This window comes from Paenibacillus sp. J31P13 (assembly GCF_056269295.1).
This window is the reverse complement of record NZ_JBWDNR010000008.1, coordinates 55,993-69,486: the sequence shown is the minus strand read 5'-3', so window position 1 is coordinate 69,486 and position 13,494 is coordinate 55,993. Positions and strand designations below refer to the sequence as shown.

The window sequence follows — 13,494 nt, the reverse complement described above, 5'->3', positions numbered from 1 at the left end:
AAATCCTGTAATGATCTAAATGGAAAACGATTAAGTAACTTTAATCGATATAACCGGCAACGCCTTTGTCCATCAAGTAGTCCATCTCTGCGTCCAAAATCGACTCTACGACTAACTCATTCGATTTCACGTCAGACCGACTCAATACATAGTCGACTAGCTCGTCGCCATCTATTTCGATCTCGCCGTTTTTGTCTTCCTTCGCATTTTCAATGAATGCATGCTCATGCTTCAATACCAGCTTGATCAGCTTTTCATCTGCATCCGTTTCCTTCATTATGTAACTTATTAGTTCTTTCTCGTTCACTTGCTCGCTCACTGTAACTGTCATCTCCTCAAACTATAGTCATTTTATTATACCACATTAGTATGTTCATTATGAAAACCGATCCCTAAACCTGTTGCAGGAGCTGATTTCCTTGAAGCTGATAGTACAGCCCTTTTTGCTCCATTAGCTCATCATGGCTGCCCCGCTCCGCAATCTCACCGTCTTTTATAAACAAAATGGTGTCTGCATTTCTTATAGTGCTCAAGCGATGAGCGATGACAAAGCTGGTTCTGCCCTGCAGCAGCTGCTTCATCGCTTCTTGTATTTGAAGCTCCGCAAGCGTATCAACACTGCTTGTCGCTTCATCCAGAATAAGGAGTGCAGGATCTGACAAAATCGCGCGAGCAATGGTAATCAGCTGACGCTGTCCGTGACTGACATTTCCGCCCTCTGCCGTTAATACCGTCTCATAACCAAGAGGCAGCTTCTCAATAAACCCTGATGCGTTAGCTTGGAAAGCAGCTGCTTCAACTTCTTGATCGCTCGCTTCCAGCTTACCGTATCGAATGTTCTCACGAATTGTTCCTGTGAACAAATGGGCATCCTGCAGAACGATTCCGAGCTGGCTCCGCAGACTGTTTTTTTCGATATAACGAATGTCCTCATCATCAATCAATATTTGTCCCTCGTTAATCTCAAAGAAACGTCCGATCAAGTTAATAATAGTTGTCTTACCCGCGCCTGTCGGACCTACCAACGCAATCGTCTCTCCCGGCTTTGCGGTAAAGCTAATATTCTTTAATGCAGCCGTTCCCTCATTATAGGCAAACCCCACATCGCGAAATTCTACCTTTCCATCAACAGTCGCTACTGGTTTGGTACTATTCTCTTCCTCATATTCCGAAGGGATATCCATAATTTCGAACACGCGCTCTGCTCCTGCAACCCCTGATTGAATCATATTGTACTGATTGGCTATCTCATTAAGCGGACCGCTAAACTGCCTTGAATAGCCCAAGAAGCTTATTATAACGCCAACGGTAGCCATATCATTCACCGCCAGCCAGCCTCCAACACTCGCAATGGTCAAATAGCTGATATGGCTCATCATATTCATCATAGGACCCATGGTTCCCGAGAAAATTTGGGCTTTGATACCGACTTTTTTCAGTTTTGTATTGGCATCACCGAATCGAGTTGCCATCCTTTCCTCTTGATGAAAAAGCGCAACTACCTTTTGACCCGTTACAGTCTCCTCAATAAAACTATTCAAGCCGCCAAGCTCCTGCTGTTGGCCTTTGAACTGACGTTGTGTAATCTTCGCAATTCGCTTGGAGACAAATACGATCAGCGGAATGATCACAAGCGCAACCAATGTAAGCCAAACATTCAGCAACAGCATCATAGTGAAGGAGCCAATAAGCATAATAATGCTTGAGATAATTTGAATTAAGCTTTGGTTAAGCGTGTTTGTGACATTATCGATATCATTCGTCGTTCGACTCATAAGCTCACCATGATTTTTGCTGGAGAAGAAGGGGATAGGCAGCTTCTGAAAATGAATGAACAGATCCTTTCGCATGCTCCAAACCGTTCTTTGCGACACCCCTGCTAGGAAGAAGGCTTGCAGCCAGCCAACCAAGCTTCCCCCTGCATAGACAGCAAGCATAAGCAGACAGATTTGAAGCAAGCCGTCATACTTTTCTGCAATAATATAATCATCTAAGGCAGTCCCAAGCAGGTAAGGTCCCATAAGCGTAAGCATAGCTGCAACGATGGTTAGTAGAATAACCGTTATGAGTCTGCTCCGCTGCTGAAAGAGATAAGTGCTAAGTCTTTTTATCGTTGAAATTGTAGAATTCATCTGTTAGGCTCCTTGCTGGGATAAGGCAATTTGCTGGTAGAGCTTATTACCGTTAAGCAGCTCCCGATGCGTGCCAATCGCTGTTATTTGACCGTCCTCAAGTACAATTATTTTATCCGCTTTCTCAACAGAAGCAATTCTCTGTCCGATAATGAGGCAAGTACTATCCTTCATCACGGTTTGCAATGATTGACGAATGAGTAAATCTGTTTTGAGATCAACTGCGCTTGTGCAATCATCGAGAATGACAATTTTCGGCTTAAGCAGCAATGTCCTAGCAATAGATAAACGCTGCTTCTGGCCGCCTGATAAATTAACTCCGCGTTGACCTAGTATGGTGTCATATCCCTTTTCCAATTTCAAAATAAATTCATGTGCTTGGGCAGCTTTTGCCGCCGCTTCTATTTCCTCCTGGGATGCTTCTGGCTTCCCGTAACTGATATTCTCACGTATGGTTCCGCTGAAGAGCAGTGCTTGCTGGAGCACCATACCGACCTCGCGATGAAGCTCGTGAGGATCTATTTCTTCAATAGGGTAGTTGTCAATGCGAATCATACCCTCTGTCGCTTCATAAAACCGAGGTATTAAACTCACGAGCGTCGATTTGCCCGCTCCATTCACTCCAACTATCCCAATGGTCTCTCCTGGCTCTGCTACAAAATGAATATCTCTCAGATCAGCTTTTCCATCCGCCCCTTCATAACTAAAGCTAACATGCTCGAAGGACAAACGGCCTGCTCTAATCTTTGCGGTACTTGTCGGCTTAGAGGTTGTTCCCTCAGCCAGTGTAAATGTACGTCCCATTACTTCCTCAGCTTCAGCCTTATCTGATGGCATATCCAGCACTTCATTAATTCGATCAGCAGAAGCCTTCGCTCGTGATATCGCCATTAGTTGATTGCCAAGACCCAGTGTAGAGAACAGCAGCTGCGTAATATAAGTGAGAAAGGCAGCAAGACTGCCGACAGCTAATGAGCCTTCTTCTGAGAGCATACCGCCGTACCAAAGCGCAGCAACAATGCTGAAATTCAGTATAATAGACATGAGCGGTGTATTCATTGCAACAATTTTGGTTGCTTTTAAGCTTGCATGCAGCAGATTGGAATTTGTTTCATTAAACCTCGATTCCTCATAATCAGAACGAACGAAAGCTTTCACAACTCGAATACCGGATAGGTTCTCTTGCATGACCGTATTAACTTGGTCAAGTCTGAGCTGCATTTTGGAAAAGAGAGGAATCGTCAAACGGGTTGTAAGAACAAGAAAAGCGATCAATAGAGGAATCATTGCCAGTAAAATAAGGGACAGCCTTGGACTTATCGTAAATGCCATAATCAAGCTGCCTATAATGATGAAGGAATCTCGCGCAAACATACGAAGCATTAATAGAACTAGGCTTTGAATTTGCGTGATGTCTCCGGTCAACCTCGTCACAATAGAGCCTGAGCCGAAACGATCCAGTGATCGCAGCGATAAGGATTGAATTCTCTGGAAAAGCTCCTGCCTAAGATCCGCTCCAAAGCTTTGCGAAGCTATCGTACTAAAAACCGTACACCCAACCCCGCCTATCAAGCCTATAATAGCCGCAAGTAGCATTTTAGGTGCTGTACCTGCAATATGGCTTAAATTTCCGTTCATAATTCCTTCATTCACAATGACAGCCATAAATTTGGGCTGCAGCAGATCCATCCATACCTCCAGCAGCATGAAAAGCGGCGCCAACAGGGCTGAAAGCCAATACTTCTTCAGAAATCTAGCAAGCTTAAACAAATAAACACCTCGATTATGTAAAAGAATAGTAATGCAATTATAGCATTCTCACTCTCTTAAAATAAATGTGAAATAAAAAAGAGTCGTTCAGAAGCTTCTTCTGAACGACTCTTTTCCTTATGCTCTATTCCATTCTAAAGCAATCATTTCGGTAATGCGTACTCGTATATGTTATCATCCTTGCCTTGCATTGCATTATTTTTAAAGTACAGAATTTGGTTCTCTTCTTTTATAAATACCAGACGGTCACCCCTTTGAATATCATCAATCTCCGCATATTCTAGTTGGTTGCCGCTCAGCAGCTCTTTGTACAACAATACCTTCTCGTTTGTTGTTTTATTGATTAGAGTCAAATAAGCAAACGGTTTCGTTGGACGAATCAATAGATAGTTCTCACCTATAGCTTCAATGGAGTAGTCTCCTTCGGCTCCCCCCAGCTGCTCCAAGTCATACGTAGTTGCTATTTCACCCGTTTGATCATCAACAAGATAAAGCTTATGACCATCTGTTAACACAGCCTGATCCTTGTAAAAACGTACATTCATTGGGGTGTGATAATAATAGTGAGCCGTTGTTTGCTGCTTAATTTGTTTATTCTTTAAGTAAAATCTGTATTCTTTCGTATTCAGCATAGGCTCTCCATAATAGTTGGAAACTGAAACCAATATATTTCCTTCCTTTGTGAGGTCTGCCATTACCGCGCTGTCCCCTGGTGTTTGTAACTCCACATTCGTTAATTTACTATAGTTTTTATTTTTATCCGCATAATACAATTCACCTGTTTTCCATTGCAAGGATATGACCTCTCCACTGGAAAGCTTCACTACTCTATAAAAGCTCCAAATGGTTACGATCTGGTTCTTCGCATCCCAGTTGACCTCTCCATCAGCTATTTCTGAAACTAGACGCAAGGGTACAAATACTCTACCGTTAAAAATTTCAGCCGGTACGTCCAATGTTTTTTTCACGCCATTCAAGTAAGCTGTTTTACTCCCTACTGTTAGTTCTAATTTGTTTTTCGGTCCGCTAATTTTTACGACCTTTGTTTTATTGTTCCACTCTGTTTTTTGAGCAAGAGCGTCGGACACAAATCGAACAGGCACAAGCACCCGCCCATTCTTCATTAATGGCGGCGCTTCAAATGGAATGATATTACCATTGAGCTCTACCTTAATGGCCGATTTTGCCGCTGATGCAACCGAGAATGGTACCAACAACCCTACAAGCAGAAAACTAATAAGAATCATGGAAAAACGTTTCATCCTATTCTCTCCTTTAATATTGAATTTTCTGTAAACTCCTGTTACGATTGTTCTAACATTAACTGCTGTGCGTAACTGGCGGAGCATGGGGAACCATGAGGAAGCGCATAGATGATTAGCCGTACGCCTGGGCAAAGGTAAGGGGGATATTCCCCTTGCCTTTTTATGTTTTTCGAACATGATTATTCGAAGGAGCTGGGTTAAGATGACGGAAAAATTAATTTTAGACGGCAGTATAGTTGCTCATGCGATTAAAGAACAGCTGCAACTAAGAGTAGCAATGCTTAAGGAAAGGGGAACCATTCCTTGCCTAGCAACAATCTTGGTTGGTGACGATCCCGCATCTGAGACGTATGTTCGAATGAAAGGCAATGCCTGTAAGCGGCTTGGTATCGAATCCAGGCGCATTCGCTTAGACAGCAATATCTCTACCCAAGACTTAATCGCTGTTATTCAACAGCTAAATACTGACCCGGATGTTCATGGCATTCTATTGCAGCATCCCGTTCCAGAAGGAATCGATGAGCGGGCGGCCTTTGAAGCAATAAGCATTAATAAAGATGTAGATGGCGTTACTGCACTCGGTTTTGCACAAAATGCTTTCGGGTACGCCTCCTTTCCATCCTGCACACCTGCTGCTATTATGGAAATCCTCGATTATTATCATATTCCGATCGAGGGCAAGCACGCGGTCGTCGTAGGGCGCAGTCCGATTCTTGGAAAGCCTGCATCTCTCATGCTGTTGAATCGAAATGCCACCGTTACAATCTGTCACTCTAAGACGAAAAACCTCCCTGAAATGTTACAGACTGGAGATTTAATCATTGCTGCAGTTGGTAAACCGAAGTTTATAAAAGGAGATTGGATACGTGAAGGGGCCGTTGTACTGGATGCCGGCTATAACGCAGGAAATGTCGGAGATGTAGATTATGAAGCCTGTTTGAGTAAAGCAAGTGCTATTACCCCAGTGCCAGCGGGTGTCGGTCCAGTAACTATTGCGATGCTTCTGAAGCATACCGTTGCTGCGGCGGAGAATTCTATCCCTATCCTACATTGATAATATTGAATGCTATGCAAAATAAAACGCCCCTTCCACTCTATTAAAGTGAAAGGGGCTCTTTAAATTATGAATTAGCTATTGCTTTTCTTGTATTCAATAGCTGCCAACAACAAGGTAACAATTTCGGCTCTTGTTGCTTTTTGCTGCGGCGCAAAACGATTGCCGCCCACTCCTGAGATAAGACCAGCCTTATGCGCTGCAGCGATATACGGAGCAGCCCATGCTGGGATATTACTTGCGTCGGCAAAAGTCACGGTCGCATTCGGATCAACTTTGATATCGAGTGCACGTACCAGCATGACAGTCATTTCCGTTCTTGTTAGCGGATTCGATGGACGAATCGTGTTGTCCTCGTATCCGGTAATGACCTTCTCATCAATGAGCTGTGCGAAGAAGGATTGCGCCCACGCCGGCACTTGAGCAGCATCTGCAAAGCTTAGCTTGCCAGCTGTCGATTCCAGCTTAAACGCTCTGCCCAACATTGTCACAAACTCTGCTCTTGTAGCTGTATCTCCAGGATGGAATGTGTTATCTCCAAATCCTTTTACAAAGCCAAGCTTTACTGCTTGCTCGATCGACTTCGCAGCCCAATGTCCAGCAACATCCGTGAATGTCATTTCTGATCCTTCATTGCCGCCCGGCGTTGGCGTTGGTGTCGGTGTTGGTGTCGGTGTTGGCGTTGGCGTCGGCGTCACTTCCCCGCCTGGAAGAGGACTTCCGTTAAGATCAACAATGCGCCCTTCAACAGCAGATGTTGTCGCTGTTACCGTTCCAACCTTCTGGATGTATTTAGTGAACACATCATAATCCGGCAGATACAATAGTTTTACGCGGCCTTCGTTATAAGCCTTCTCAAGGGAAGCATAGAAGTCTCCGCCTTTTGCAGTAAATGCATTTGTTGCTACCTCATACATCGCATTCATATCCATCGGTACATAGCTGTTGCCGACTTTCACTTGAATACGTACTACTCGTTCATTGACCGGCTTCGTTGAATCATAATCAAAGCGCATTCCTGCAATGTGCGGGAAGCGGCCATCCTTGGTCGTTGTAATCGTGGATACACCATTCTCCATGGCATCCTTAATTTCTTGACCCGTCAAGGAGATCGTCACCAGATCGTTATTGAATGGAAGTACCGTTAATACTTCTCCTTGCGTAATCGGTCCTTCGTTAATCGAATCACGAATGCCTCCGCCATTTTGCAAGGCGATTACTGCATTTGTACCCGCTGCTTTCGCTGCGTCCAACATGCCATCCGCAATCAAGTTGCCTAGATTTGTTTCTTTGGAACGCACATTCGCACGTACGCCATCCAGCACAACATTGGAAATGCCCACTTCTTCTTTGGACAATTCAACTACGCCCGGCTTATACAGCGTTTCGAGAAGCACTTTGGCTTCTTCATCCTCAGCCAAATCGTAGTTATTCCCTGTTTTGGCATCGATGGAGATCAATTGATCCTTCCAGCTCGTCAATACACCTTGCTTGTTAAATACAACTTCAAGCTTGCCAAGGAACTGACCCTTTTCTCCTGTTTGTACAATTAGCTTCGGAGCCTTCGGATCCGTATTGTCGACAACGGCTTCATCCAATTTAGTATGGCTATGACCGCCTACAATGATATCAATGCCGCCAACCGCTTTTGCCAGATCCAAATCCGCATCATAACCGAGATGGGACAGGACAATAATTTTGTTGATGCCTTGCTCTTCCAGCATCGCTACCGTTGCTTTAGCTTTAACGACAGCATCTTCAAACGTTACATCGCCTGGGGATGCAATGTTCGCTGTGTCTTCCGTCGTCAGTCCGAAAATACCCACGTTCTCGCCATCAACCTCTTTGATAAGAGCTGGGTAGATATTAGCTGCAGCAGCTGGACGTCCAATTTCATTTTTGAACAATTTGCTCAAAATCGCATCTTTCGAGAAATTCACATTAGAGGATACGAACGGGAATTTCGCGTTCTTAATGAAGTTAGCGAGTATGCCAGAATCTTTATCAAATTCATGATTACCAAAGGTCATGGCATCGTAGTCAACTAAATTCATAAAGGCAAGATCCGCTTGGCCTAGATATTTATTGAAGTAAAGCGTTCCTGAGAATACATCTCCTGAATCAACGAGAATCGGATTCGTAGAGCTTGCTTTCTGCTCTTTAATGGCTGTAACACGACGCAGCACGCTGTTTGGCGAGTTGGTTGTATCCAAATTCGCATGCGTATCATTCGTGTGCAATACCGTCAGCGGGAAGTTGTAGTCTTTTCTAATATCAATTTGCGCCAATACCGGATCATGGTCAGATACTCTTCCATTCAACGGTGAGAAGTCAGCGTTAAGATGAACAACATCGACTTGAGCGTGACTAGTCAAATTTTTGCTGACCAAAATATGATCAAGCACTTGGGAGTTTCCATCATACGTATACGTATACTGCTCATTAATCGGCAGCGTATCAATGAGGTTATCAAGTTCATTTCCTCTCAAGATCTCAGCGGTTTTCGTGAATTGGAAATCATTCAAATCACCCAATGCAACGACATTCGCTGCAGGATTTTTCGCCAAGACATCCTTTACAAAACCATTTACGATTGCTGCAATTTTATGACGCTGTGCTTCACTCGACAACACTGGAGGCTGAACGTTTCCGAACGGACCGTTATCTCCTGATTTCGAGTTGAAATGGCTCGCGATCACGATTACTTTCTCGCCGCCAAAAACAAATTGAGCAGCCAGCGGTTTGCGTGAGCTTGCGAAACTTGCATTGGTTGGGTCAATTCTACCTGGGTTATAAGTCAGTGCATCTGCAGCCGCATCATATCCAACAGCTGTTGTCGAGCCGCCTTTTTGGCCTTTTACACTGTCTGCAAGCGTTACGCGTTCTGGATTATAGAAGAATCCAACGCGGATGTTGCCGCCTGGCGCCCCGCCATCCAATTTATCGACTGGAGCAATGTCCGTGTAACGATATTCTGGACCGCCAGCCTTTTTTATAGCTTGAATCAATGCAGTCGCATCTGCTTCTACCGTACCATTGTCGGTTTCACCATTGCTATCTTGCATTTCAATAACACCGATAATGTCCGGCTTCTTCATATTGCTTACGATCGAATCAGCCAGCTTATTAATTTTTGCTGCACCGACACCTGGGTAATAATTTTCAATGTTGTATGACGCGATAGTCAGCTTGTCCGAATTTACTGCAATAGTAGTCGTCTCTTGCTTGAACGTACCTCCGCTAATAGCAGGTAAACTGTTATATGCTGGAATCACTTTGAAATTGCCGTAATTGTATCCGATGACACCTGTAACATCCCCGTCGAATTTATCGCCAGTGTTAACTTCCTTGCCAGGATTTCCAGATGCGATAAGAAGACGCTGCGGATTGAGATTGTCCAGTCCCTTCAGTACTAGACCACCCGCTGAAGTGATGGTATCCGCCAAATCATTTTCTACGCGTGTTGGAATATTATAAAGCATGGAATTGCCGCTGCCGCTTGTCCAGTAAGGACTAATAATTGTAGGAGCAGGCAGCTTCACAAGCATGCCTTCTAAAGACTCATAGAAGTCAATAGCATCCTCTGCCGGCTGGAATGTCGTCATTTTATCATTATCAATAATAGCAGATGGAATCGCTCTTCCGCCTTTGCCGAGAATAACAGCTTCAGGAAGCTTAACGCCAGATTTCAAAATCTTTCTTGCATTCATTGTGATTTGTGTGGAAGTTAAATTACTTGTGCTTCCTTCATTGTATTCGGAAACAGCTCCAGTGACGGAAACGAGGTCGCCAATTGCCGGCTTCAACGCTTCATTTGTACTGTATACAAATATGCCTTCAGATGTATTGATGTTATCATCTGGATTTGGGTCTTGCATAAAGAAGCCTCTATAACCGCCTGTCGCAAATGTATAGCTATATTGTGTAACAACACCTTCTACATCTGCAACGGTTTGACCCTCATACTCTGACTTATGGGACTCGCCTTGAATATTATGAATACGCGGAACTTCGGAAGCTTCATAAGCGAAGCTGTAAACCTCACTCTTCTCATTGCCCTTTACAACAATCGCTTTAATCGTTACGTCCACATCGACTTGGATAGGACCGGCATATAGCGTACTCGCCGTAGTCGGTTGGGATCCATCCACCGTATAGTAGATCGTGGCTCCGCTTGTAGGACTCGAGAGCGTAACGGGGCTTCCAATGATGATTCGGCCAGCGCCCGGACTTGCCATAACAGAGAATACATTCTCTACCAGTGCGTTCTCATTAAGCGGAACGAATTGATATACCGCTCCAAACTGCTTAATGACACCTGTAATTCTTTCAAACGTTTTACCTACTTCCAATTTAGAAAGACCGGAATAAATCGTGAACTCCTCCGTTAGCCCTCCTTGTGTAGCTTTTACCGTAGTACCGTTTTTACTTACAATCGTAACGTTCTCTAATGAAACAAGCTCAGCTTCATGCTGTTCACCGCTGGCAGCAGATAAATCAGCTGCAGTGAGTACCTTCGGTGCAGGAGCACCGACATTTGGTGTAATGACCCCATATGAAAGCCCATTTTGCGGTTTAATTTCCTGTAGATTATTGTAGATTTCCATAGCGCCGCTAACTTCAACAAGATCGCCGACCTCTGCAAATGTCGGGAATCCATATAGCAAGATGCCAGCGCTTCCGTCTTGAATATAGGTCTCCACACCATCGATATGTGTCACAACGCCTTGGGTCCATACATTCTGGCCTTTAGGAGCTGTACGTGCAGTTGCAACATCTGTTTTTTCTAAAATAGTATAGTCATAGGTCGATACCGCACTATTGACCATATCAGGAGCTGAAGCATACGTCTTAATTGTGGTTGCTTCATTTAGTTGAATAGCCCCCGCATAAGGAATATACGCTTCTGTTCCACCCGATCCGTATACAGCCGCATAAACGGATGCACCGACCGTAGGAGAACTGAGTGAGATGGTTGTCCCAATTGGCCATGCGTTTGATGAAGGCGCAGCAGCAACAGCATCAACTGAGTTAACAGGAACCTCGATGGTTACATAGCTGCTGTTTCTCGGATCTGGCGCTTTGACTTCAAAATCATTGAGGTTATTGTCCGTATCTAATCCGCGACTACCAGCTGGAGCAGCATCAGCCGTTTTACGGATAGCCGACGTCGTGCTGGATAGTACTGCGGTCGGAGCCCCCTCAAACTCTTTCGCCGTTGGACCGTAACTAATCAAATCGACTCGGTTGCCCGAGGCGTTAACTAAGTCTACCTGTCCCGATGCAGCACCCATTGCAATTGTTCCTAGGATATCGTACTGGGGCAAATCTACTGTCCCGCCTGTTCCAGCTGCTTCCTGAATAAGATAATAGCTTTTTGCTTTAATTGTACCGCTTAATGAAGTAAGGTTTGTTGATCCCGTTAAGTTTCCAGTTGCGGCTGCATATCGGATTTTCCAATCCGTCAAATCAATATCCGCATCCGTCGGGTTGTATAATTCAATAAAGTCATTTTTATACAGAGCCCCGCTATTGCCCCCGCCTCCGTATGCTTGCGAGATAACGACGTGACCAGTTGCTTCTGCGAAGGCAGGAGCACCAATACTGCCAAGTGTTCCTCCGACTAACAGAAGCGCAGCCAACAGCATGCAGGTTTGTCTCTTTATACGTTTAAACATTTTCTGCATTCTCTTATTTCTCCTCTCTAAAACTATAAATGATATAAAATGAATAACCTTGAATAGAATAACTAAATTTTGTAATCGCAATATCAATTTGAAATTAAGTTCTAGTAAACATGCACATTTGTTCATGGGTGGCATTAAAAATCCCTCTACCTTAAACCATGCATAACATCCGAAAAACAGACTATTTGCATTTGAAAGTAAAGGGAAATCAGCTTCGGGCCCAAAGCGATTTGAGCCACCGCATATAAATGTAATGTAAACTAACATGAATTATAATGAAGAGTATACATTGGAACGTTTTCCCTGTCAATTAGTAGAAAGTCCTGAAATTTCTACGTAATAATCTGTCCTAATCACCCGAATAATATTCCACATATCTAACATTAAGTCTTTTGCACCAATTTGATTCAAGTCTAAGGACTAGTTTATATCTGCCAATGAACGTGTAAAAACCTAATTACGGTTGTTCTTTATAACGAATATGTTATGATACCTTCATAGGTAATCATAATCATAAGATAAAAGAGGTGATGACGATGGACTATGCTGTTAGTATAATCATACCGATTTATAATGCTGAAAAATGGTTAAATCGATGCATAGACCGCATTCTTCTTCAGCCATTTCATCACTTCGAGCTTCTTCTTATCGATGACGGCTCAACCGATGGAAGCAGAAGACTATGCCAAGAAGCTGCAGCCAAAGACAATAGAATTAAAGTACTGCATCAGCCCAACTGCGGCGCAAGCACTGCCAAAAATATAGGTTTACGGGCTGCTTCGGGTAAATATATAGCTTTTCTGGACGCCGATGACGTAATAGACGAATTATTTCTCGTCACGCTATTTAACACTGCAGAGGAGCACGCTTGTGATATTGTCGTGAGCGGTTACCAAACGGTCCCGAACAATATCGTCATCAGTCCTCATTTTAAACATCAAACGCCTATGAACGGACGAGATTTCATACTTAGCTCTCCTTCTGTTCATTCCGATAATGATTTATGCTTCACTTGGCGAAGCCTATTCCTTCGAGAAATGCTTCTCAATAGCGGTATTCAATTTCATGAGGAGTTGTTTATTGGAGAGGATACAATCTTTCATTTGGAGGCATTGCTGAAGTCAGAGCGTGTACTTGCGATTCCAGACCCTTTGTACTACTATACAGTAAATAACGGAGACAGTTTGATGAGCTCCTTTTATAAGCCAACTTTAGAGAAGAGCTTACTCCTGCAATATCATTTAAGGAAAGAGATTTCCGCTCATTTCGGCTTGCTCGATTACCCTTATTACAGAAGAGATATGGCCCAGTATTATATCAATGCCATTTACGGCATGTTAGTGCGAAATGCGAAAAACAGTCCTTGTTGCATAAGCAAGTCAGAATGGGCAAAGCTCATACGCTACGACATGTTTACGGAGAGCACGAAGGAAATCGGCTTCATGTACAAATGCAGCAGCATGAAGGAGTATTTTTATTATTTGGCATTGAAATTCAAGCTCTCATCGCTCTTGTATAATTGGGAGTTTCGTTCCACCCCATCATACCCTGCACGGACAGATCCTCAAAAGGAATCGATGTCATAA

7 protein-coding genes and 1 riboswitch are annotated in these 13,494 nt (G+C 43.8%); of the genes, 2 read left to right on the top strand and 5 right to left on the bottom strand.

Annotated features, from left to right (window positions below; all coding sequences use genetic code 11):
- Window positions 1–40: 40 nt before the first annotated feature.
- The 4 genes from AC0YOD_RS22585 to AC0YOD_RS22570 all read right to left on the bottom strand — a co-directional run bounded on the left by AC0YOD_RS22585 (window position 41) and on the right by AC0YOD_RS22570 (window position 5,164).
- A complete protein-coding gene (locus tag AC0YOD_RS22585; RefSeq protein ID WP_475801589.1) occupies window positions 41–319 on the bottom strand; it encodes a hypothetical protein in 279 nt (92 codons plus the stop codon).
- Window positions 320–392: 73 nt separating this feature from the next.
- Window positions 393–2,132: an ABC transporter ATP-binding protein gene (locus AC0YOD_RS22580; RefSeq protein ID WP_475801588.1), complete on the bottom strand. Its 1,740-nt coding sequence runs from the start codon at window positions 2,130–2,132 to the stop codon at window positions 393–395.
- 3 nt (window positions 2,133–2,135) lie between these two features.
- Window positions 2,136–3,902: an ABC transporter ATP-binding protein gene (locus AC0YOD_RS22575; protein WP_475801587.1), complete on the bottom strand. Its 1,767-nt coding sequence runs from the start codon at window positions 3,900–3,902 to the stop codon at window positions 2,136–2,138.
- Window positions 3,903–4,045: 143 nt separating this feature from the next.
- Window positions 4,046–5,164: a copper amine oxidase N-terminal domain-containing protein gene (locus AC0YOD_RS22570; protein WP_475801586.1), complete on the bottom strand. Its 1,119-nt coding sequence runs from the start codon at window positions 5,162–5,164 to the stop codon at window positions 4,046–4,048.
- 61 nt (window positions 5,165–5,225) lie between these two features.
- Window positions 5,226–5,304: riboswitch (ZMP/ZTP riboswitch) on the top strand.
- Between the two features lie 65 nt (window positions 5,305–5,369).
- Between AC0YOD_RS22570 and AC0YOD_RS22565 the strand changes: the two genes are divergently transcribed.
- On the top strand, window positions 5,370–6,221 hold the full coding sequence (locus tag AC0YOD_RS22565; protein WP_475801585.1) for a bifunctional 5,10-methylenetetrahydrofolate dehydrogenase/5,10-methenyltetrahydrofolate cyclohydrolase: 852 nt from the start codon (window positions 5,370–5,372) through the stop codon (window positions 6,219–6,221).
- Between the two features lie 74 nt (window positions 6,222–6,295).
- Here the strand turns inward: AC0YOD_RS22565 and AC0YOD_RS22560 are convergent, their stop codons facing one another.
- Window positions 6,296–11,908 carry a 5'-nucleotidase C-terminal domain-containing protein gene (locus AC0YOD_RS22560; RefSeq protein WP_475801584.1) on the bottom strand — a complete coding sequence of 1,871 codons (5,613 nt, stop codon included), beginning with the start codon at window positions 11,906–11,908 and terminating at the stop codon, window positions 6,296–6,298.
- A 536-nt stretch (window positions 11,909–12,444) separates the two neighbouring features.
- Here AC0YOD_RS22560 and AC0YOD_RS22555 point away from each other — a divergent pair.
- Window positions 12,445–13,494, top strand: coding sequence for a glycosyltransferase family 2 protein (locus AC0YOD_RS22555; RefSeq protein ID WP_475801583.1), 1,050 nt, complete (start codon window positions 12,445–12,447; stop codon window positions 13,492–13,494).